Annotated in this window: 20 protein-coding genes; 7 read left to right on the top strand and 13 right to left on the bottom strand. The window is 69.6% G+C overall.

Going from position 1 to position 18090, the window contains the following annotated elements; genetic code table 11:
* Positions 1-16: 16 nt before the first annotated feature.
* From fliM to fliF, 8 genes are all read right to left on the bottom strand, one after another.
* On the bottom strand, positions 17-1021 hold the full coding sequence (gene fliM / locus WDZ95_RS05605) for a flagellar motor switch protein FliM (protein ID WP_166230169.1): 1005 nt from the start codon (positions 1019-1021) through the stop codon (positions 17-19).
* Positions 1022-1037: 16 nt separating this feature from the next.
* On the bottom strand, positions 1038-1607 hold the full coding sequence (locus WDZ95_RS05600; RefSeq protein WP_425776812.1) for a flagellar basal body-associated FliL family protein: 570 nt from the start codon (positions 1605-1607) through the stop codon (positions 1038-1040).
* Between the two features lie 115 nt (positions 1608-1722).
* Positions 1723-3090 carry a flagellar hook-length control protein FliK gene (locus WDZ95_RS05595; RefSeq protein WP_425776810.1) on the bottom strand — a complete coding sequence of 456 codons (1368 nt, stop codon included), beginning with the start codon at positions 3088-3090 and terminating at the stop codon, positions 1723-1725.
* On the bottom strand, positions 3087-3566 hold the full coding sequence (fliJ, locus tag WDZ95_RS05590; RefSeq protein WP_425776808.1) for a flagellar export protein FliJ: 480 nt from the start codon (positions 3564-3566) through the stop codon (positions 3087-3089). The genes WDZ95_RS05595 and fliJ overlap by 4 nt, the downstream gene beginning before the upstream one ends.
* 58 nt (positions 3567-3624) lie before the next feature.
* Entirely contained in the window at positions 3625-5115 is a 1491-nt protein-coding gene (fliI, locus tag WDZ95_RS05585; RefSeq protein ID WP_166230177.1) for a flagellar protein export ATPase FliI, read from the bottom strand.
* A gap of 16 nt (positions 5116-5131) precedes the next feature.
* Positions 5132-5821 carry a FliH/SctL family protein gene (locus tag WDZ95_RS05580; RefSeq protein WP_425776805.1) on the bottom strand — a complete coding sequence of 230 codons (690 nt, stop codon included), beginning with the start codon at positions 5819-5821 and terminating at the stop codon, positions 5132-5134.
* Positions 5818-6816 (bottom strand): flagellar motor switch protein FliG, encoded by a 999-nt coding sequence (gene fliG, locus WDZ95_RS05575; RefSeq protein ID WP_166230180.1) that lies wholly within the window; start codon positions 6814-6816, stop codon positions 5818-5820. The genes WDZ95_RS05580 and fliG overlap by 4 nt, the downstream gene beginning before the upstream one ends.
* Positions 6817-6840: 24 nt before the next feature.
* Entirely contained in the window at positions 6841-8547 is a 1707-nt protein-coding gene (fliF, locus tag WDZ95_RS05570) for a flagellar basal-body MS-ring/collar protein FliF (RefSeq protein WP_425776803.1), read from the bottom strand.
* Positions 8548-8731: 184 nt separating this feature from the next.
* On the opposite strand from fliF, the gene fliE reads away from it, so the two are divergent.
* The 4 genes from fliE (at position 8732) to WDZ95_RS05550 (ending at position 10474) form a co-directional block, all read left to right on the top strand.
* Positions 8732-9052 carry a flagellar hook-basal body complex protein FliE gene (gene fliE / locus WDZ95_RS05565; RefSeq protein ID WP_425776801.1) on the top strand — a complete coding sequence of 107 codons (321 nt, stop codon included), beginning with the start codon at positions 8732-8734 and terminating at the stop codon, positions 9050-9052.
* A 109-nt stretch (positions 9053-9161) separates the two neighbouring features.
* Positions 9162-9629, top strand: a complete 468-nt coding sequence (locus tag WDZ95_RS05560) for a hypothetical protein (RefSeq protein ID WP_425776799.1) — start codon at positions 9162-9164, stop codon at positions 9627-9629.
* Between the two features lie 103 nt (positions 9630-9732).
* A complete protein-coding gene (locus WDZ95_RS05555) occupies positions 9733-10197 on the top strand; it encodes a hypothetical protein (protein ID WP_425776797.1) in 465 nt (154 codons plus the stop codon).
* A 16-nt stretch (positions 10198-10213) separates the two neighbouring features.
* On the top strand, positions 10214-10474 hold the full coding sequence (locus WDZ95_RS05550; protein WP_425776795.1) for a hypothetical protein: 261 nt from the start codon (positions 10214-10216) through the stop codon (positions 10472-10474).
* A gap of 31 nt (positions 10475-10505) precedes the next feature.
* Here WDZ95_RS05550 and WDZ95_RS05545 read toward each other — a convergent pair whose 3' ends face one another.
* The 5 genes from WDZ95_RS05545 to WDZ95_RS05525 form a co-directional block, all read right to left on the bottom strand.
* On the bottom strand, positions 10506-12380 hold the full coding sequence (locus WDZ95_RS05545) for an FG-GAP repeat protein (protein ID WP_425776793.1): 1875 nt from the start codon (positions 12378-12380) through the stop codon (positions 10506-10508).
* A gap of 138 nt (positions 12381-12518) precedes the next feature.
* Positions 12519-12821, bottom strand: coding sequence for a flagellar protein FliT (locus tag WDZ95_RS05540; RefSeq protein WP_425776791.1), 303 nt, complete (start codon positions 12819-12821; stop codon positions 12519-12521).
* Between the two features lie 2 nt (positions 12822-12823).
* Positions 12824-13234, bottom strand: a complete 411-nt coding sequence (gene fliS / locus WDZ95_RS05535) for a flagellar export chaperone FliS (RefSeq protein ID WP_425776789.1) — start codon at positions 13232-13234, stop codon at positions 12824-12826.
* A 109-nt stretch (positions 13235-13343) separates the two neighbouring features.
* Positions 13344-14738 carry a flagellar filament capping protein FliD gene (fliD, locus tag WDZ95_RS05530; protein ID WP_425776787.1) on the bottom strand — a complete coding sequence of 465 codons (1395 nt, stop codon included), beginning with the start codon at positions 14736-14738 and terminating at the stop codon, positions 13344-13346.
* A 138-nt stretch (positions 14739-14876) separates the two neighbouring features.
* Complete coding sequence (locus WDZ95_RS05525) at positions 14877-15668, bottom strand: flagellin (RefSeq protein ID WP_425776785.1); 792 nt, start codon at positions 15666-15668, stop codon at positions 14877-14879.
* A gap of 475 nt (positions 15669-16143) precedes the next feature.
* On the opposite strand from WDZ95_RS05525, the gene flhD reads away from it, so the two are divergent.
* From flhD to motA, 3 genes are all read left to right on the top strand, one after another.
* Complete coding sequence (gene flhD, locus WDZ95_RS05520; protein ID WP_166230202.1) at positions 16144-16485, top strand: flagellar transcriptional regulator FlhD; 342 nt, start codon at positions 16144-16146, stop codon at positions 16483-16485.
* A gap of 32 nt (positions 16486-16517) precedes the next feature.
* Complete coding sequence (gene flhC / locus WDZ95_RS05515; protein WP_166230204.1) at positions 16518-17057, top strand: flagellar transcriptional regulator FlhC; 540 nt, start codon at positions 16518-16520, stop codon at positions 17055-17057.
* A gap of 155 nt (positions 17058-17212) precedes the next feature.
* The gene (gene motA, locus WDZ95_RS05510; protein WP_166230206.1) at positions 17213-18076 is read left to right on the top strand and encodes a flagellar motor stator protein MotA; all 864 of its coding nucleotides are present in this window, start codon (positions 17213-17215) and stop codon (positions 18074-18076) included.
* Positions 18077-18090: the final 14 nt, after the last annotated feature.

Here is an 18090-nt window from a genome sequence, read left to right as displayed (position 1 = left end):
CTCTCCTGAAAACGGGTCACAGGTCGGCGTTGGAGCCGAGCCAGTTCAGGTCGGCGCCGCGCAGGCTGCGCTCCACGCGCAAGGCGTACTTGCCTTTGTGCGTGCCGTACTGGCACTCGAAGATGGGCACACCGTCGACGTGCGCGGTGATGGTGGGCAGGCGGTCGAGCTCGATGAAGTCGCCGACCTGCATGGCCAGCAGCTGCTCCACCGTGGCCTCGGTCTTGGCGAGCTCGGCCACCACGTTGACCTCGGCGGCCTGGATCTCGTGGCTGAGCAGCTTGACCCAGCGGCGGTCGACCTCGATGGCGTCGCCCTGCACGCTGGAATACAGCACGTCGCGGATGGGTTCGAGCGTGGCGTAGGGAATGCAGATGTGCAGCGAGCCCGTGAGGTCGCCGATCTCCAGCGTGAAGCTGGTGGAGACCACGATCTCGCTGGGCGTGGCGATGGTGGCGAACTGCGGCTGCATCTCCGAGCGCTGGTACGACAGCTCGATCGGGTACACGCCGCGCCAGGCCTTCTTGTATTCCTCGCTCACCACCTCGACCAGTCGGTTGATCACGCGCTGCTCGGTGGGCGAGAAGTCGCGGCCTTCGATGCGGGTGTGGAACTTGCCGTTGCCGCCGAACAGGCTGTCGATCACGCCGAACAGCAGCGTGGGCTCGCACACCACCAGGCCGTTGCCGCGCAGCGGGCGGATGGCCATGATGTTGAAGTTGGTGGGCACCACGAGCTCGCGCAGGAAGGCGCTGTACTTCTGCACTTGCACGCCGCCCACCGAGATCTCGGGGCTGCGGCGGATGAAGTTGAACAGGCCCTGGCGCAGGTTGCGCGAGAAACGCTCGTTGACGATCTCCATGGTGGGCATGCGCCCACGCACGATGCGCTCCTGGCTCGAGAGGTTGTAGCTGCGCACGCCGTCGGTGGGCGCTTCTTCCTTGGCGAGCTTCTGGCTCTCGCCGGTCACGCCCTCGAGCAGGGCATCGACCTCTTCCTGGGACAGAAACGAGTCGGACATGGCGGGGCTCGCGCGGTTACTGCACGATGAAGCTGGAGAACAGCACGGCCTGCACCGGGTTGGGCGGTGCGCGGCGCTTCTTCTTCTTGCTGCCTTCCTCCTCGTGGTCGTCGACCTCGTAGCCCATGACCTCGGAGACGGCGGCGATGATGTCCTGGTTGAGCTTTTCCTTGCCTTCGGCGCTCAGCACCTGCTCGCTGGTGCGTTTGGCCAGCAGCATGAGCACGGCGCTGCGGATGCTGGGCATGTAGGCCTTCACGGCCTCGCCGGTGGCGGCGTCCTGCAGCTGCAGCGTGAGGCCGATCTGGATGTAGCGGTTGCCGCCGGTGTCGGCCAGGTTCACCACCATGTTCTCCAGTGGCAGGAAGGTGGGCGCGTGCTTGGGGTCGACCTTCTTCACGTGGGCGACGGGCGCGTCTTCCTCGTGGTCGTCCTCGGCGGTGTTCTTCTTGAGGATGAACAGTGCGCCGGCCGCGCCCGCGACGGCGAGCACCAGCACGCCGACGATGATGAACAGCAGCTTCTTGCCCTTTTTCTTGGGCGCTTCAGGGGCGTCGGCGGTGGCGGCGGCAGCAGCGGCGGACATGGGCTTCCTTCATCGGTGGCACCCGCACAGGGCGGGGGGGATGAGAAGGATTGTGGGATTCCACTCCCACGCCCGTTCGCCGGATAAGCGCTGAAAAAGGCGCTTATTCCCGGGCTCAGATGAACAGGTCGAGCCCGCCGTTGGCCGGGCGCTGGGCGGCCTGGGCGCGCGCCGGCGGGGTGGCCGGTGCGGCGGGCTCGGCGCTGTCGCGCTGCACGCGCGGCTGGTGCAGCGTGGGCGTGTGGCCCTCGCGCGGGCGGTCCTGCTGCTGGCTGCCCACCGACACGTCGGCCAGCTGCAGGCCGCCCTGCTGCAGGCGTTCGCCGAGCGCGGCGCGGGCCTGCTCGCGCAGGGCGTCGCGCGTGGCGCTGTCGTCGGTGCGGATGTCCAGCCGCACCTCGTCGCCGCGCACGGCGAGCTGGATGTCGATCGCGCGGCCGGCTTCTTCGCCCACGCGCAGGCTGGCGTGGCGCAGGCCGTGCGCGCCGCCCCAGTGCTGCACCTCGACGGCCTCGGCGTCGGCGCGGGCCTCGGCATAGGGGTCCTTGGGCTGGGCGGTGCTGTCGTCGGTGGCGAGGCGGGTGTGGCCGTCGTGGCTGTCGGGGCCCGCGCCGGCCTGGCCGCCCGAGCCGTCGGCCTGGGCGGCGTTGCCGGCGGCGCCCACGGCGGCCGGGCCGGTCCAGGTGCCACTGGGCGCGGCGCCCGGGGCCGGGTCGTCGGCGGCGCTGGCGCCCGCGGCGCCCAGTGCAGCGTGTGCGGCCGGGAAGCGGGCGTCGAGCGTGACGGTGCTGCGCACCGCGTCGAGGTGGGCGTTGGCCGTGCTGGGCGCGTCGGGCGCGGCGGCGCTCCAGCGCAGGGCGGGCGCGTCGGCGCCATTGCCGCCCGTGGCGCGGGCGGCGGCCTGCAGCGCGGCCGGCGAGCCGGCGGCGGGCTGGGCCTGGGCGGCGCGCGTGGCCGCCACCTGCCAGCTCAGGCCGGGCGCGCGGGCGGTGCCATTCGCGCCCGCATCGGTGGCACGCAGGGCGGGGTCGGTGTCGAGCGCCTGGGCGCCCTGGGTCTCGGCGAGCGCGGCGCCGCTGGCGGCCGCGGCGGTGTCGCCGCGGGCGGCGCGCGCCAGGTCGGGGTGGGTCTTGTCCAGGGCCGGCGGCTGCCACAGCATGAGGCCGGCCAGCGGGTGTTCGCCGAGCGGGTCCTGCGCGTCGATGCCGGGCTTGCCCTTGCCGGCCTTGCCGACTTTGCCGCTGGCGGGCGCGCCGCTGTCGAGGCCGTCGATCGCGTCGGCCGCGGCCAGGGCGTCGGTGGCGCTGCCGTCCACGGGCGCGGCGTCGGCCGCGAGCGCGAGCAGGGTGGCGAACAGGTCGGCCGGCGCCTGACGCTGGCTGTGCGCCTGCGTGCCGTTGGCGCCCTGGCTGCCCTGCGCGCTCTGGGTGCGCGCGTGGCCGGGGGTCTGCGGGGCGTGGGTGCTGGTGGCGGCGGTGGTCATGAGGAGGACATGGGCTGGAAACTGCTGTCGTTCTCGAGGCGGCGGCGGTGGATGTTCTGCGCCATCTCGTCGGTGTGCTTCTGTTCGCGGCGCTGCAGCCTCTGCTGCCAGGCTTCCATCTGGCGTGCGGCGTACTTGCGCAGGCTGGCGAGTTCGCGCTCGGCGTCGACCACGGCGGCCTGGGCCTGGTCCACGCGGCGGGCGTGGTCGGCCAGCACCCCCTGCTGGAAGTCCATGGCGTGTTCGAGCTTGGCCATGAACTGGCGGTGGTTCATGAGCAGCGCCACGTTCACGCCCACCGCGCCGCGCTCGGCGAAGCGGCGGTTGGCTTCGTCGGCGTAGCTGCTGAGCTGGTCCATCTGTTCCTGGGCCTGGCGCTGCGCCTGCTGCTGGCGCGCGCACTCGGCCAGGGCTTCGTCGCGCCGGCGTTCGGCGAGTTCGATCACGGGGTCCAGTTGCTGGGCCGGACGGGTCATTCGCAAACCTCCGCGCAGTGCGCTGCGGTGCGATCAGCTTCGGGCGGCCGTGCGCTGGTCATTGATTGCCCTCATAGGGATTGTGGTGCGGGCGCGCGCCGCGCTGGGCCTGCGGCTGGGCCGGCGCGGCGGCCTTGTCTTCCTGCAGCGCGGTGCGCATCTGGCGCAGGCTGTCGCTCATGGGCGCGGCCTCGCGCATGTCCTGCATCAGGAAGCGCTGCAGGCCGGGGTAGAGCACGATGGCGCGGTCGGTGTCCGGGTCGCTGCCGGCCACGTAGGCGCCGAGCTGGATCAGGTCGCGGCTCTTCTGGTAGCGCGAGTAATTCGAGCGGAACTTGCGCGCCAGCTCCAGGTGCGCGGGGCCGGCCACGTTGTGCATCACGCGCGAGGCCGAGGCCTCGACGTCGATCGCGGGGTAGTGGCCCGATTCGGCGAGCGCGCGCGAGAGCACGATGTGGCCGTCGAGGATGGCGCGCGCCGCGTCGGCGATCGGGTCCTGCTGGTCGTCGCCCTCGGACAGCACGGTGTAGAAGGCGGTGATGGAGCCGCGGCCGTTGAGGCCGTTGCCGCTGCGCTCCACGAGCTGCGGCAGCTTGGCGAAGCACGAGGGCGGATAGCCCTTGGTGGCGGGCGGCTCGCCGATGGCGAGCGCGATCTCGCGCTGGGCCATGGCGTAGCGCGTGAGCGAGTCCATCAGCAGCAGCACGTGCAGGCCCTCGTCGCGGAAGTGTTCGGCGATGGCGGTGGCGTAGCTCGCGCCCTGCATGCGCACCAGCGGCGGTGCGTCGGCCGGCGCGGCCACCACCACCGAGCGCGCGCGGCCGTCTTCGCCCAGGATGTCTTCGATGAACTCTTTCACCTCGCGGCCGCGCTCGCCGATCAGGCCGACCACGATCACGTCGGCCTTGGTGTAGCGGGCCATCATGCCCAGCAGCACGCTCTTGCCCACGCCCGAGCCGGCGAACAGGCCCAGGCGCTGGCCGCGGCCCACGGTGAGCAGGGCGTTGATCGCGCGCACGCCGGTGTCCAGCGGTTCGCGCACCGGGTCGCGGTCCATGGCATTGAGCGGCGCGCGCTCCAGCGGTGACACGCCGACGTCGCGCAGCGGGCCCTGGTGGTCCAGCGGCTGGCCATGCGAGTCGACCACGCGGCCGAGCAGGCCCATGCCCATGGGCAGGCTGAGCACGCTGCGGTCGTTGGGCGAGGGCGGCGGGTTGGCCTGGCCCAGGCGGGGCACGCTGCGGTAGGGCGGCAGCGGCGTCACGCTGGCGCCGCTGGCCAGGCCGTGCACGTCGCCCGCGGGCATCAGGAAGGCGCGGTCCTTGGAAAAGCCCACCACCTCGGCCAGCACCGGCTGCTTGCCGCCGTTGTCGATCACGCATTGCGAGCCGACCGGGGCGCGCAGGCCCACGGCTTCGAGCACCAGGCCCGCGAGCTTGGTCAGGGTGCCGCGCGACTCCAGCGGCGTGGGGGCCTTGGCGCTGCTGCGCAGGTCTTCCATGAAGTGGCCCCAGCGGCTGGGGGTTTCGTCAAACGTGCTGTCGGTCATGGTCGCGGCCAGGGGCTCAGAGGTCGGCGTCGGCGGGGTTGTAGGGTTCGCTCAGGCCCAGGTTGCCGATGGCGCGCAGCCAGCGCTTCTCCACCGTGGCGTCGACCGAGTTGGTGCGCGACTCGACCACGCAGCCGCCCGGGGTGATGGCGGCGTCGCCCACGAACTCGGGCGCGGGCTCGCCCAGCGTCTCGATCAGCGCGCCCTTCATGAGCGCGAGGTCGCTCGGGTGCATGCGCACCGTGGCGGGCAGGCCGTCGTCGATGAGCTGGTTCAGCGCCTCGGCCACCACGCCCTGCAGGTGCTGGGGGTTCTGCACCAGTTCCTGGCGCACCACCTGGCGCGCAAGGTCGCAGGCGAGGTCGAGGATGTGGCGCGACATGTCCTGTTCGCTGCGCTTGATGTGGTCGCGCGTGTGGCGCAGCAGCTGCGCCATGCGCACCGCGGTTTCTTCGGCGGTGCGGCGCATGGTGGCTTCCATGGCGTCGCGCACCGACTGCGCGCCGGCGTCGTGGCCATGGCGGAAGCCCTCGGCATAGGCCTGCTCGCGCACCTCGGCCATGCGCTCGTCGGTCGCCGGGTCGGGGGTCTCCGCGGGCACGGGCGCGCGCTGGTCGCTGCCGTCTACGGCCGAGAACTGCCAGGCGGCCACGCCGTCGATTTCCTCGCGCGGAATGAAGCGCGCGTAGGGATCGATCTTGGTCATACGAAGGCCTCCTCTTCACCGCCGCCGCCGATCATGATCTGGCCTTCGTCGGACAGGCGCCGCACGACCTTGAGGATCTCCTTCTGCTGCGCCTCGACCTCGGACAGGCGGATCGGGCCCCGCGCGTCGAGGTCTTCGCGCAGCGCTTCGGCCGCGCGCGAGGACATGTTGCCCAGGATGAGTTCGCGCAGTTCGGCGCTCGCACCCTTGAGCGCGACCACGAGCTGATCCGTGGCGATCTCCTTGAGGATGAGCTGGATGGCCTTGCCGTCGAGCTTGAGCAGGTCCTCGAAGATGAACATCTTGTCCATGATCTTCTGGGCCAGGTCGGCGTCGTGGTCGCGGATCGCTTCGATGATCGAGCTCTCGATCTGCGTGCCCATCATGTTGATGATCTCGGCCGCGGTCTTCACGCCGCCCATGGAGGCCTTGCGCACCTTGTCGCCGCCCGCGAGCACCTTGTAGAGCACCTCGTTGAGGTCCTTGAGCGCGGTGGGCTGAATGCCTTCGAGCGTGGCGATGCGCAGCATGACTTCGTTGCGCGGGCGCTCGGTGAAGTTCTTGAGCACGGCGGCCGTCTGCTCGGCCTCCAGGTGCACCAGGATCGCGGCCACGATCTGCGGGTGTTCGTTGCGCAGCAGTTCGGCGATGGACAACGGGTCCATCCACTTCAGGCTTTCGATGCCCGACACATCGCCACCCTGCAGGATGCGGTCGATCAGCAGCGCGGCCTTGTCGTCGCCCAGCGCGCGCTTGAGCACGCTGCGCACGTAGTTGTCGGTGTCGGACACCAGCAGGCTCTGCGACGAGGCGGTGCTGGTGAAGCGCTGGATCACCTCGTCCACGCGCTCGTGCGACACGGCGCGCGTGCGGGCGATGGTCTCGCCGAGCTTTTGCACTTCCTTCGGGCTCAGGTGCTTGAACACCTCGGCCGCTTCTTCCTCGCCGATCGACATGAGGAAGATCGCGGCGTCCTGCAGTCCCTGGTCGTCCATGGTCGTGATTCCTCCGGTGGGGCCTCAGGCCGGCTGTTCGCCGTTGACCCAGCCCTTGACGATGTTGGCCACCGCGGCCGGGTTCTCCAGCGCCAGGCGCTTGGCTTCGCTCAGGCGGCGCTTCTCGGGCGTGTCTTCGTTGACGGCCTCGGGCTGCGGCAGACCCGGGCGCTCGGGGGCTTCGTTGAGCAGGGCGTTGAGCGGCGTGACCTCGCGCACCGGGGCCGGCGGCGGCGCCTTCATGAGCTTGAGCGCGGGGCGCACCATGCCGAAGAACACGATCAGCGCGAGCAGCACCATGCCAGCCGGGAAGGCCATGCTGCGCGCCAGGTCGAGGGTGTCGGCCTGCTTCCAGAAAGGCACCTCGTCGGCCTCGGGCGCCTTCACCTCGTTGAAGACGGCGTTGACCAGGTTCACCGAGTCGCCGCGGGTCTGGTTGAAGCCGATGGTCTCGCGCACCAGCGCGGTCATCTGCGCGAGCTGCTCGGCCGGGATCGGCGCCGACACCGGCTTGCCGGACTTGTCCAGCGTGGTCTTGTGGTTCACCACCACGGCCGCGCTCAGGCGCTTGATGGTGCCGGTGGCCTCGCGCACCACGCGCACGGTCTTGTCCACCTCGTAGTTCACCACCGATTCGCGGCGGCTCGAGCCGCTGTTGGCGGCCGCAGCCCCCTGGCCGTTGGTGCCGGTGCCCGGGCCCACCGGTGCGGCCGAGCCGTTGATGGGCGACTGGCCCTGGGCCGGCGGCTGGTTGCTCACCGCGCCCGGCACGCCCGCGGGCTGTGCCCCCGCGCCGCCGTTGCGGTCTTCGATCAGCTGCTGGCTGCGCACCGCGCTGGGCTCGTTGCCCTGGTTGGGGCGGTGCTGCTCCGAGGTCATCTCGGCCTGCGAGAAGTCCACGTCGGCGCTCACCTGGGCCTTCACGTTGCCCACGCCCACCAGGGGCTCGAGCATGTCCAGGATGCGGCGGGTGTAGGTCTGTTCGAGCTGCTGCTGGTACTGCAGCTTCTGCACGTCGGCGGCCATCTCGTTCTGGCCGTCGGGCGGGTTGGACAGCAGCTTGCCCTGGTCGTCCACCACGCTCACCGCCTTGGGGTTCATCTCGGGCACGCTGCTGGCCACCAGGTGCACGATGCCGGCCACCTGGGCGCGGTCGAGCGTGCGGCCCGGGAACAGGGTGAGCAGCACCGAGGCGCTGGGCTTTTGCTGCTCGCGGAAGAAGCCGTTCTGGTTCGGCAGCGCCAGGTGCACGCGCGCGGCCTGCACCGAGGCCAGCGACTGGATGGAGCGGGTGAGCTCGCCTTCGAGGCCGCGCTGGAAGCTCAGCCGCTCCTGAAACTGCGTCATGCCGAAGCGGTTGGTCTCCATCTGTTCGAAGCCGTTGACCGTGCCCTTGGGCAGGCCTTGCGAGGCCAGGCGCAGCCGGGTGTCGTGCACCTTGTCGGCCGGCACGAGGATGGCGCCGCCGCCCTCGGCGTGCTTGTAGGGCACGTTCATCTGCGACAGCTGGGCCACGATCGCACCACCGTCCTTGTCGCCCAGGTTGGCGTACAGCACGCGCCACTCGGGCTGGCGGCCCATGAAAAAGAAGGCCAGTGCGACGGCGATCAGCGCGGCCACGCCCAGCCCCAGCTTGATCTTCTGGGCGTTGTCCATGCGGGCGAAGCCTTCGGCGAGCGGGCTGCGGCGCACGGGCTGGGCGTCGATTTCGGCAACGGCAGTGGTGCTCATGGGCGGAATGACTCTTCAAAAGGAGGCACGGAGGGCCCCCGAATGCGGTCGAGTATCCCGAAGGGGGCTGGCGGGCAGTCCCGGAAAAAGGCGCTTTTATGGGCCTTTATTTCCAGCCCTTCGTGCCGAGGGGGTCCCTAGCATGGAGCCCTGTCAACCGGCAAACCCTCGAAGGAGTCCCTCCATGGACATGCGCCTGAACCCCCTGACCAGCCAAGGTCTCGCCAGCACCGGCGCCCTCAAGCGGCCGGCCGCGGGCACCGCCGCGGCCGGCGGCGCGGGCGCGGCCTTCGCCGACAACCTCAAGACCGCGCTGCATAAGGTCAGCCAGGCCCAGAACAAGGCCAGCGAGATGCAGACCCAGGTGACCCTGGGCAACCCCAACGTCAGCCTGGAAGAGACCATGATCGCCATGCAGAAGGCGCAGATCGGCTTCCAGAGCGCGTTGCACGTGCGAAACCGCATGGTCCAGGCCTACACCGACGTGATGAACATGTCGGTCTGATCCGCCGGGCGGGCCGAAGCGCGGCCCGGGAACCCATTGGCGGGCCGGGCGCACTACCTGCGCGTCGCCCGCCGGCCGCGGCCGGGTGTCCACCCCATCCCCGGCCCCCATGCACCCCAGCGAACTCGAGCGTTGCCTGCAGCAAGCGGCCGAGCTGTCGGGCATCCATGCCTTGCTGCGCCACCCCGAGCACGACGACATGTGGAGCGTGGTGCTCGATGGCTCGGCCGTTCTGTACGCCGAATCGGAGCCCGCCCGCGGCCGCCTGAGTCTGTGGGCAGAACTCGGCCCTCTGGCCGACGCGCAGCAGCGCGACGCCGTCCACGGCCTGATGGCGCGTTACGCGGCATCGGTCGAACGCTCGCGCATCGTGCTCGGCGATGCGGGCGTGTACGAATTGCACAGCCACTGGCCGCTGCGGCCAGGCCGGCCGGCCGATCTGGCGGCGCTGTTCGACCACATCGCGCCCGTGGTGCACAGCTGGCGCGAGATCCTCGCGCGGCCGCCGGTGGAGCGGCCACCGCCGGCCACGCTCGACGCCTGCCTGGCCGAGCTCGCGGTGCGTTACTGCGTGTGAGCGCAGGCGCGCCGGGGCGGCGGGCCGGCCGTCGATTGCCCGCCCGGGCTGGAACCGGTCAAGCCCGTTCATCACTCAGACCTCACGCCTGCACCCGCTCCCCATGCAAGACCCTTCGATCGACACCTGCCTGCGTCACGCCGTCGAGCGCTCGCGCGCCCGCACCCTCGTGCGCCACCCCGAACACGCCGGCACCTGGTCGGTGACCCTCCCCGGGGCGGCCGTGCTGACCCTCGTGCTGGAAGCCGACGGCGAACGCCTGCGTCTGTGGGCCGCCCTCGGGCGGGTGAGCCACGAGCAGGCCCGCCACACCGTGCACGCGCTGCTCGCGCATTTCGCGGCCGCCTGCGACCACTTCCGCGTCGGCCTCGGCGACCACGACATCTATGAGCTGTGGGGGCATTGGCCCATCGATCTGCACGGCGCCGATGAACTGGCCGACCTGCTCGACGAAGTGGCGTCCGTGGTGCGCGTCTGGCAGGAGATCCTGGCGAAACCACCGGCGCCGGGCCGCGTCCCCGGTCCGGCACCCCGCGAGGCCGCCGTCCCGCCCCTGGTCCGGGCCTGATCCCCTGGAGACCTCCATGACCACACCGCTTTCGCCCCGCGCGGGCGCCCGACCCGGGGGGCTTGCGGCCACCCCGAACGCCGCTCCGTCCGGCGACGCCGGCGCGCCTGCCCGCGTGCAGGGCAAGCCCCTGTACCTCAAGCCCGGCCTGTCGTGGGACCGGATCGCCGTGGACTACGCGAGCGTGCGCGTGGCCCACAAGCGGGCCAGTGCGATGCAGGCCTTCCTCGCCAGACTGAAAGACCTGTCCACCGACGCCGGCCCGCCGGCGGCTTGACGCCGGCGCTGGCGGGCGCCAAGCCGCCGGATCAGTACAGGTGCACCGCGCCGCTGTTCAGCACGATCTGCTGGTCGCGGTCGCGGCGGTCTTCCTGCACCGCGCCCACGGCAAGCGTGAGCCGCTGGCCCTGGCCGGCCAGGGCCACGGCATACCCGTATAGCGCGTTCTGCTGGGCACTGCCCACGGGCGCCTTCATGTAGGCCTGCTGCGTCCAGCCGGTGGCCCCGCGGGTGAACACGTAGGCCGCGCCGCTGTTGAGGCGGTCGTTGTCGGCGCCGTCACCGCCCAGGCCGATGTCGGCACTGCCTTCCGTGGCGGCCCCCACGGCGATCGTGTTGCCATCGCCCGATAGCGCCAGGCTGCGGCCGAAGGCGTCGGCCCGGTCCGGGTTGGAGGCCTTCAGATAGGCCTGCGGCGCCCATTGGCCGCTGCCGTCCTGGGCGAAGACGTACACCGCGCCGCTGTCCACGTTGGCGTCCGCATCGATGGTCTGGGCGGCCGTGGGTTGCCCGGCCATGCTGGCCGCCAGGCTGTCTTCGAGCAAGGCGGACACCGCCAGCGTGTCGCCCGCGGCCGAAAGCGCCACGCGAAAGCCGAAGCTGTCGTGTGCACCGGTGTTGGACGCCTTCACATAGGCCGTCTGGCTCCATTGCGTGCCGGCACGCGCGAACAGGTACACCGCGCCGCTGTCCGTGGCATTGCCGTTGGTGGCGCCCGGTGCGCCGGGCATGACGCCCGTGAGGTCGCTGTCCTCGCCGGGCGCGCCCACGGCCAGGGTGCTGCCGTCGGTCGCGAGCGCGAGGCTGTAGCCGAACCACTGTCCGGCCCCGGCGTTGGCCGCCTTGAGGTAGGCCTGGGGCTGCCAGCTTCCGTTTGCATGCGCGAACACGTACACCGCGCCGCTGTTGTCGGCGTTCTGGTTGATCGCGCTCGCGGCGGGCACGCCATTGACCACACCGCTGAGGTCGCTGCCCTCGTGGATGGCGCCCACCGCCAGGGTCTGGCCGTCGGCCGACAGCGCGAGCTGGCCGCCGAACTGGTCGCCGCAGGCGGTGGCCGGGCAGCTCGCGGCGTTGAAGGCCTTGAGGTAGGCGGTCTGGGTCCATTGGCTCCCGGCGCGGCCGAAGACGTACACGGCACCGCTGTCGGGCGCGGTGTTGCTGCCGCCATCGACCGCGCTGCCGCTGTCTTCGAGCGGTGCGCCCACGGCCAGCGTGTCGCCATCGGCGGACAGGGCGAGCGACAGGCCGAAGCGGTCGTCGCTGCCGGCGTTGTCGGCCTTCAGGTAGGCCTGCTGGGTCCAGCCGCCGGCGCCGCGCGTGAACACGTACACGGCGCCGCTCTGGGGCGCGGTCTCGTTGAGGCGCTGTTCGCCGTTGATGGTGGTGGCGGCGCTGTCCTCGCCCATGGCGCCCACGGCCAGGGTGGTGCCGTCGGCCGACAGCGCCACGGCCACGCCGAAGCCGTCGTCGGCCCCCATGTTCGAGGCCTGCAGCACCGAGCCCGCCTGCGCCAGGCTGGCGGCCAGCGTGACGGCATTCGAGTCGGTGCACTGGCTGCCCTGGCAGGTGCGCAGGATGTACGAGGCGTTGACGTGGGTGGGCAGGAAGATGCCGACGTCATGCACCGTGGTGCCAGGGGGCAGGGTGTCGAGCAGGCTGTAGTCCGATTGCCCCGGCGCCTTTTCCATCAGCCGCAGCTCGGTGGCGCCGCTGGCCGGGGGCCAGCTGAAGCGGTAGGTCTGGCCGTCCAGTGCGCTCACCTGCAAGCCGGTGGACTGGTCCGTTGCGCCCCCGGTGGCGCCACTTCCGCCGCCGCCGCCCCCGCCGCAGGCCGCAAGGGTCAGCGCCACGAACAGCGTGGCCAGGCTGGCGCGTGCGCGCCGGTGTTTCCATGATTTCATGAGCCCTCCTGAGGAAACGGCCGGATCGTGGCCGCAGGAGGAAGCTGGCAATCGCGGTACCCGTGCGTGTTGGCACGGCCCCGAATGCAGACGCGGCCCCGAAGGGCCGCGTGCTCGCCTGATGAATGCCTGACGGCCTCAGTGCGTGGCCGCCTTGCTCGATTTGTCGAGCAGGTGCTCGAGGTCGTTGAGCCAGGGCTCGGCCAGGCAGCGGATCTCGGCGTCGGTGCGCAGGATGCGCTGCATGATGCGCGCCTTCTCCTTGCGCTCCTCGGGCGCGAGATCGGTCTCGCGCGACTTGAAGCGCAGCTGGGCGATCAGCACCGCACAGGCGCCTTCGAGCCGCACCACCTGGTCCCAGTTCTCGGACTGCGCGGCCGCGAGCATCTGCTCGCTGGTGCGTTCGATGGCCTTGTAGTAGTCGATCAGCGGGGTGGTCATGGTCAGGCTCCGGCAATGGCCTGTTCGCGGATCTGTTGCCATGACTGCGCGATGGGCTCGATGAGCGCGACGACCTCGTTCAGAGGCTTGACGTCGTTGTGCAGGTTGGCCAGCGAAAGGCGGTTGGCGCTGTACGTGTAGAGCAGGCGCAGGTTGACGGCCAGTTCACCGCCGCGGGCTTCGTCGAGGCCGGACAGCAGGCCCTCGTCGAGGATGCGCAAGGCCTTGCCGATCTGTTCACCCTTGACCGCCACGTCGCCGCGCGCCATCGCGGCCTGTGCTTTGCTCAGGGCCTGGAGCAGGCCGTCGAACAGCAGGGCGATGAGGTGGTGGCTGTCGGAGGCCTGCACATTGGACTCCACCGCGACACGGCGGTAGGCACTGGCGGCTCGGGTGTTGACAGAGGTGAACATGGCGTCGGTTCCTTGCATCTGATGCCTTTCTGTATCGGCAAGCCAGGGCCGGACTGTAGGCGGCTGATGCGTCGAAACGCGCGGTGTCACAAAGGCTTTCAAGCGCGCCTCAACCGGCGCTCCACAGCGACAGCTGCTGGCTCACGAAGCTGCCCAGGGTGTTGTACTGGGCGACCGTGGTGTCCAGGGCCGAGAACTGCGCGAGCAGGCGGGTCTGGGCGCGGTCGGCGCGCTCGTTGATGCGGTCCTGCTCCTGCGTGTTGCGCGTCTGCTGCTTCTGGATCGCCTCGGTGCGGCTGGTGATCTTGCCGTCGGTGGCGAGCATGCCGTCGGTGAAGGCCTTCACCTTCAGGCCGAAGCCGCGCAGCGTGGCGTCGGTGTTGGTGGCGGTGAACAGGCGCTGCACGCCCTGCAGGTCCTTGGCCATCACCTCGTCGAACTTCTTGGTGTCCAGCGTGAGCTTGCCGCCGGTCTGCTGGGTCGAGATGCCGACGTCGAGCAGGCGCGAGAACGGCGTGGTGCCCGAGACCGAACGCATCATCGCGCGCAGCGCGTTCTGCAGGCCCACGGTGGTGGAGTCGCCCTGCAGCGGGCCCGCGGTCTTGGTGGCGTCGTCGTACTTCACGGCGTTGCTCAGCGTGTCGTTGAGCGTGTTGTAGGCGTCCACGAAGGCCTGCATCTGCTTCTTCAGCGCCTCGGTGTCGGGCGTCACGCGGATCTCGACCGGCGCCAGCGTGGTCTGGTTGAGCGTGATGTTCAGGCCGGTGAGCGTGTCGCTGAGCTTGTTGCTGGCCGAGACGATGTCCACGCCGTTGACCTTGGCCAGCGCGTTCTGCGCGGCCTGCGTGAGCGTGGCGCCGCCCGTGCCGCCGGGGTCGTAGCCCAGGGCCTGCACGCCGGCGTCGCCGCTGGCCTGCACGCGAAAGGCCTGTGTCTCGCCGGTTTCGCTCGAGCGCATGAGCAGCCGCTCGCCGTTGGCGTCGCGCAGCACGGTGGCGGTCACGCCGGCGCCGGCCTGGTTGATCTTGGTGGCGATGCTGCTCAGGGTGTCGGTGGCGCTCACGCTCACGGGCACGGCGGCCTTGCCGTTGCTGGTGAAGGCCGTGCCCGACCAGCTGCCGATCTCGATGCTGAGCGTGCCGGTGCCGACCGTGCTGCCGGTGGTCACGGGCGTCGACGCGGTGGACTGCGCGCGCGCGAGCTGCTGCACCTCCATGGTGAAGCTGCCGCCGGTGGCGCCGGTGCCCGCGGTGACGCTGATCGAGGTGTTGTCGCTCGAGCTCGCGGTGAACAGGCCCCAGCCCGAGGTGGTGGAGAGCTTGGCGGCGGCGTCACCGAGCGCGGCGAACTGCGACTTGATGGTGCCGTAGGTGGAGAGCTGCGTCTTGAGGGACGTGGCCTGGGTCTGCAGGGTCTCCAGCGGCTTGCGTTCGATCGCGACCAGCTGCGAGACGATGCTCTGCACGTCCAGGCCGGTGCCGATGCCGGGGGAAGAGATGGCCATGGTCTTGCCTTTCGCTCGATGGACGCAGCGCACGCCGTGCGGCATGCGCTGGGTGCATCGGCGTTTCGCGGGCGCGAAACGCACGAAGCGGCGGAAGGTGCTCGCACCTCCGCCGCGTGAACGCTCCCTGACGCCGGATCAGCGCAGGAGGGCCAGCACGTTCTGCGGCACCTGGTTGGCCTGGGCCACCATCGCGGTGCCGGCCTGCGTGAGCACCTGGGTGCGCGACAGGTTCGCGGTTTCCTGCGCGAAGTCGGCGTCCATGATGCGGCCGCGGGCAGCTGCCTGGTTCTCCGAGGCGATGCGCAGGTTGCTCACCACCGATTCGAAGCGGTTCTGCACCGCACCCAGCGTGGCGCGCTTGGTGGTGGCGTCGTTCAGGGCGGTGTCGATCGCGCCGAGGGCGGTCGTGGCGTTGGCGGCGCTGGTCACGTCACCGGTGATGGTCACGGCGGCCACCGAGGCCACGGCGATGGTGTCGCCGCTGTTGGCGCCGACCTGGAAGGTGTAGGCCGAGCCGAACACGTTCGCGCCGTTGAAGCGGGTCGAGCTGCCCAGGCGGGTCACTTCGGAGGCGAGCTGCTGGAATTCGGCGTCGAGGTTGGCGCGGTCGCCGGTGCCGTTGGTGCCGTTGGCCGACTGCACGGCCAGGTCACGCATGCGCAGCAGGGCGTCGCTCACCTTGCCCAGCGCGCCGTCGGCGGTCTGCGAGAAGGAGATGGCGTCGTTGGCGTTGCGGATCGCGACGTTCATGCCACGCTCTTGGGCGCTCATGCGGGTGGCGATGGACAGGCCGGCGGCGTCGTCCTTGGCGCTGTTCACGCGCAGGCCCGACGACAGGCGTTGCATCGAGGTCGCCAGCGAGCTCTGGTTGGTGGCCAGGTTGCGCTGGGCGTTGAGGGACATCACGTTGGTGTTGATGGCGGTCATGACTTACTCCTGAAAGAGATTGACTGGTAATCCGGCATTGCTGCCAATCAGTTGCCGGCGATGCCACCGGCGGCTTGACCGGAGCTTCTTCCCTGGCTGCGGCGCTGCACCTGCATCACCGCGGCCCCGGGCTTGGCTGGCCGGACGACGAACCCCTTTTGAAGTCCGTTGAGTCCAATTTCGGTGATGCGCTGGAATTCTTTAGGCCGCCGTGAAAACCGATCGCTCGATAAGCCCCCAAGTCGCCCGCCAGTTCCGCTGGTCCCCGTTTGCCCACCGCACAGTCGGTTTCGGGCCGTTTTGAAAACCAAAGGTGTAGGCAACGCGCTGACAAAGGCCTCCGGTTCTCCCGACACGTTGCACAGCGAATTACCGATTCAAGTTTTTTCACCGGTCGACACAATTCCTCACATCGGGTCTCGCAAAGCCTTTCGGCAGCAAAACCCCCCACTTGAGGAACGCGAAGGAGCGACACATGGACAGCGAACAACTTCTGGCCGAGATCCGCGAAGCCAACCTGACCTACCTGATGCTGGCGCAGAACCTGATCCGCAAGGACCGCGCCGAAGCCCTGTTCCGCCTGGGCCTGACCGAAGAGGCCGCCGACCTGCTGGGCATGCTGTCGACCGCGCAGCTGCTCAAGATCGCGTCGAGCAACATGCTGCTGTGCCGCTTCCGCGTCGACGACGACCTGGTGTGGAACCTGCTCACGAACCACAACGTGAAGAAGGTGGACAACACCACCACGACCCAGCTGCACGCGAGCATCCTGATGGCCGGCAAGTTCGCCGAGTCCGTCGCCGCCACCGCCCACTGATCCCCGTCTCATTTCGTACCCCGGAGCGCACCATGGCCGCAGGCAAAAGCATCCTCAACGAGTCGCGTGACATCGAACGTGCCGTCGCGCTGATCCAGCTCGGCGCCCGCCTGCAGGTGCTGGAGTACGAAACCAGCCTGTCCTACGAGCGCCTGCTGCGCCTGTACAAGGAAGTCGCGGGCAAGAGCCCGTCCAAGGGCCAGCTGCCGTTCTCCACCGACTGGTTCCTGACCTGGCAGCCCAACATCCACGCCTCGCTGTTCCTGAACATCCACGAGTACCTGTCCAAGACCAGCGAACTCGAAGAGATCGACACCGTGATCAAGGCCTTCCGCCTCTACAGCGAGCAGATGACCGCCAGCGCCATCGAGCCCCTGCTGTCCATCACCCGCGCCTGGCGCCTGGTGAAGTTCGTGGACAACGGCATGCTCACGCTGACCAAGTGCTCGTGCTGCGGCGGCAACTTCGTCACCGAGCCCTACGAGAACGCGCGCAACTTCGTCTGCGGCCTGTGCCAGCCGCCGGCCCGCGCCGGCAAGGGCTCCACCGCCGGCAGCCTGCGCTTGCACTGAACACCCTGCGCTTCCTCAAAGCCGGAAAAGGGCCCCGACAAGGGCCCTTTTTCCGTTTCTGAAGGGCCTTCATCCCCCCTAGAGTCGGCCGATAAGTTCTTCATCCCATTCCGGCAGGTGCGCCCGTTGCACCCGCCACCCAAGCGACCAACAACATGTTCGTCATCATCGGCTTCCTGGTCTCGATGGCCTGCATCTTCGGGGTGTTCATCGCCCACGGGGGCAACATCGGTGTGGTGCTCAAGGCCCTGCCTTTCGAGATGACCACCATCCTCGGCGCGGCGCTGGGCGCCTTCCTGATCAACAACCAGATGAAGGTGGTCAAGGCCGCGTTCAAAGGCATGGCCGGTTGTTTCAAGGGCAGCCAGTACACCAAGGACCGCTACATGCAGATCCTGGCGCTGCTCTACGACCTGCTGCAGAAGGCGCGCAAGGAAGGCCTGATGGCCATCGAACAGGACGTGGAGAACCCCGACCAGTCGCCGGTGTTCAAGAAGTACCCCACGATCGCGGCCGACCACCACGTGGTCGAGTTCATCACCGACTACCTGCGCATGATGGTCTCGGGCAACCTCAATGCGCACGAGATCGAGTCGCTCATGGACAGCGAGATCGAGACCCACCACCAGGAAGCGCACGCGCCGGTGGCCGCGATCGGCCGCCTCGCGGGCGGCCTGCCGGCCTTCGGCATCGTGGCCGCCGTGCTCGGCGTGGTGAACACCATGGGCTCGGTGGGCCAGCCGCCCGCGGTGCTCGGCGCCATGATCGGCTCGGCCCTGGTCGGCACCTTCCTGGGCATTCTGCTGGCCTATGGCGTGTTCGAGCCCATCGGCGGCCTGATGGACCAGAAGGTCGAAGAGGCGGGCAAGGAATTCCAGTGCATCAAGACCACGCTGCTCGCGAGCATGCAGGGCTACGCGCCCGCCACCGCGGTGGAGTTCGGCCGCAAGGTGCTGTTCAGCGACGTGCGTCCTTCGTTCTCGGAGCTGGAGAACCACGTCAAGGGCAAGAAGGCCTGATCACCTGAGGCACC

This window comes from Hydrogenophaga sp. T2, assembly GCF_049843535.1.
Lineage (GTDB): Bacteria > Pseudomonadota > Gammaproteobacteria > Burkholderiales > Burkholderiaceae_C > Hydrogenophaga > Hydrogenophaga crocea.
Note: the sequence above shows the minus strand (reverse complement) of the source record. Positions and strands in the feature narration are given on the sequence as shown.

Coding starts and splice junctions, on each gene's coding strand:
- WDZ95_RS05580 (WP_425776805.1), bottom strand. CDS start 5,821: ATGACCAAGATCGATCCCTACGCGCGCTTCATTCCGCGCGAGGAAATC.
- flhD (WP_166230202.1), top strand. CDS start 16,144: ATGGACAGCGAACAACTTCTGGCCGAGATCCGCGAAGCCAACCTGACC.
- fliE (WP_425776801.1), top strand. CDS start 8,732: ATGGACATGCGCCTGAACCCCCTGACCAGCCAAGGTCTCGCCAGCACC.
- motA (WP_166230206.1), top strand. CDS start 17,213: ATGTTCGTCATCATCGGCTTCCTGGTCTCGATGGCCTGCATCTTCGGG.
- WDZ95_RS05545 (WP_425776793.1), bottom strand. CDS start 12,380: ATGAAATCATGGAAACACCGGCGCGCACGCGCCAGCCTGGCCACGCTG.
- fliF (WP_425776803.1), bottom strand. CDS start 8,547: ATGAGCACCACTGCCGTTGCCGAAATCGACGCCCAGCCCGTGCGCCGC.
- WDZ95_RS05560 (WP_425776799.1), top strand. CDS start 9,162: ATGCACCCCAGCGAACTCGAGCGTTGCCTGCAGCAAGCGGCCGAGCTG.
- fliD (WP_425776787.1), bottom strand. CDS start 14,738: ATGGCCATCTCTTCCCCCGGCATCGGCACCGGCCTGGACGTGCAGAGC.
- WDZ95_RS05600 (WP_425776812.1), bottom strand. CDS start 1,607: ATGTCCGCCGCTGCTGCCGCCGCCACCGCCGACGCCCCTGAAGCGCCC.
- flhC (WP_166230204.1), top strand. CDS start 16,518: ATGGCCGCAGGCAAAAGCATCCTCAACGAGTCGCGTGACATCGAACGT.
- fliJ (WP_425776808.1), bottom strand. CDS start 3,566: ATGACCCGTCCGGCCCAGCAACTGGACCCCGTGATCGAACTCGCCGAA.
- fliI (WP_166230177.1), bottom strand. CDS start 5,115: ATGACCGACAGCACGTTTGACGAAACCCCCAGCCGCTGGGGCCACTTC.
- fliM (WP_166230169.1), bottom strand. CDS start 1,021: ATGTCCGACTCGTTTCTGTCCCAGGAAGAGGTCGATGCCCTGCTCGAG.
- WDZ95_RS05555 (WP_425776797.1), top strand. CDS start 9,733: ATGCAAGACCCTTCGATCGACACCTGCCTGCGTCACGCCGTCGAGCGC.
- WDZ95_RS05595 (WP_425776810.1), bottom strand. CDS start 3,090: ATGACCACCGCCGCCACCAGCACCCACGCCCCGCAGACCCCCGGCCAC.
- fliG (WP_166230180.1), bottom strand. CDS start 6,816: ATGGACGACCAGGGACTGCAGGACGCCGCGATCTTCCTCATGTCGATC.
- WDZ95_RS05525 (WP_425776785.1), bottom strand. CDS start 15,668: ATGACCGCCATCAACACCAACGTGATGTCCCTCAACGCCCAGCGCAAC.
- WDZ95_RS05550 (WP_425776795.1), top strand. CDS start 10,214: ATGACCACACCGCTTTCGCCCCGCGCGGGCGCCCGACCCGGGGGGCTT.
- WDZ95_RS05540 (WP_425776791.1), bottom strand. CDS start 12,821: ATGACCACCCCGCTGATCGACTACTACAAGGCCATCGAACGCACCAGC.
- fliS (WP_425776789.1), bottom strand. CDS start 13,234: ATGTTCACCTCTGTCAACACCCGAGCCGCCAGTGCCTACCGCCGTGTC.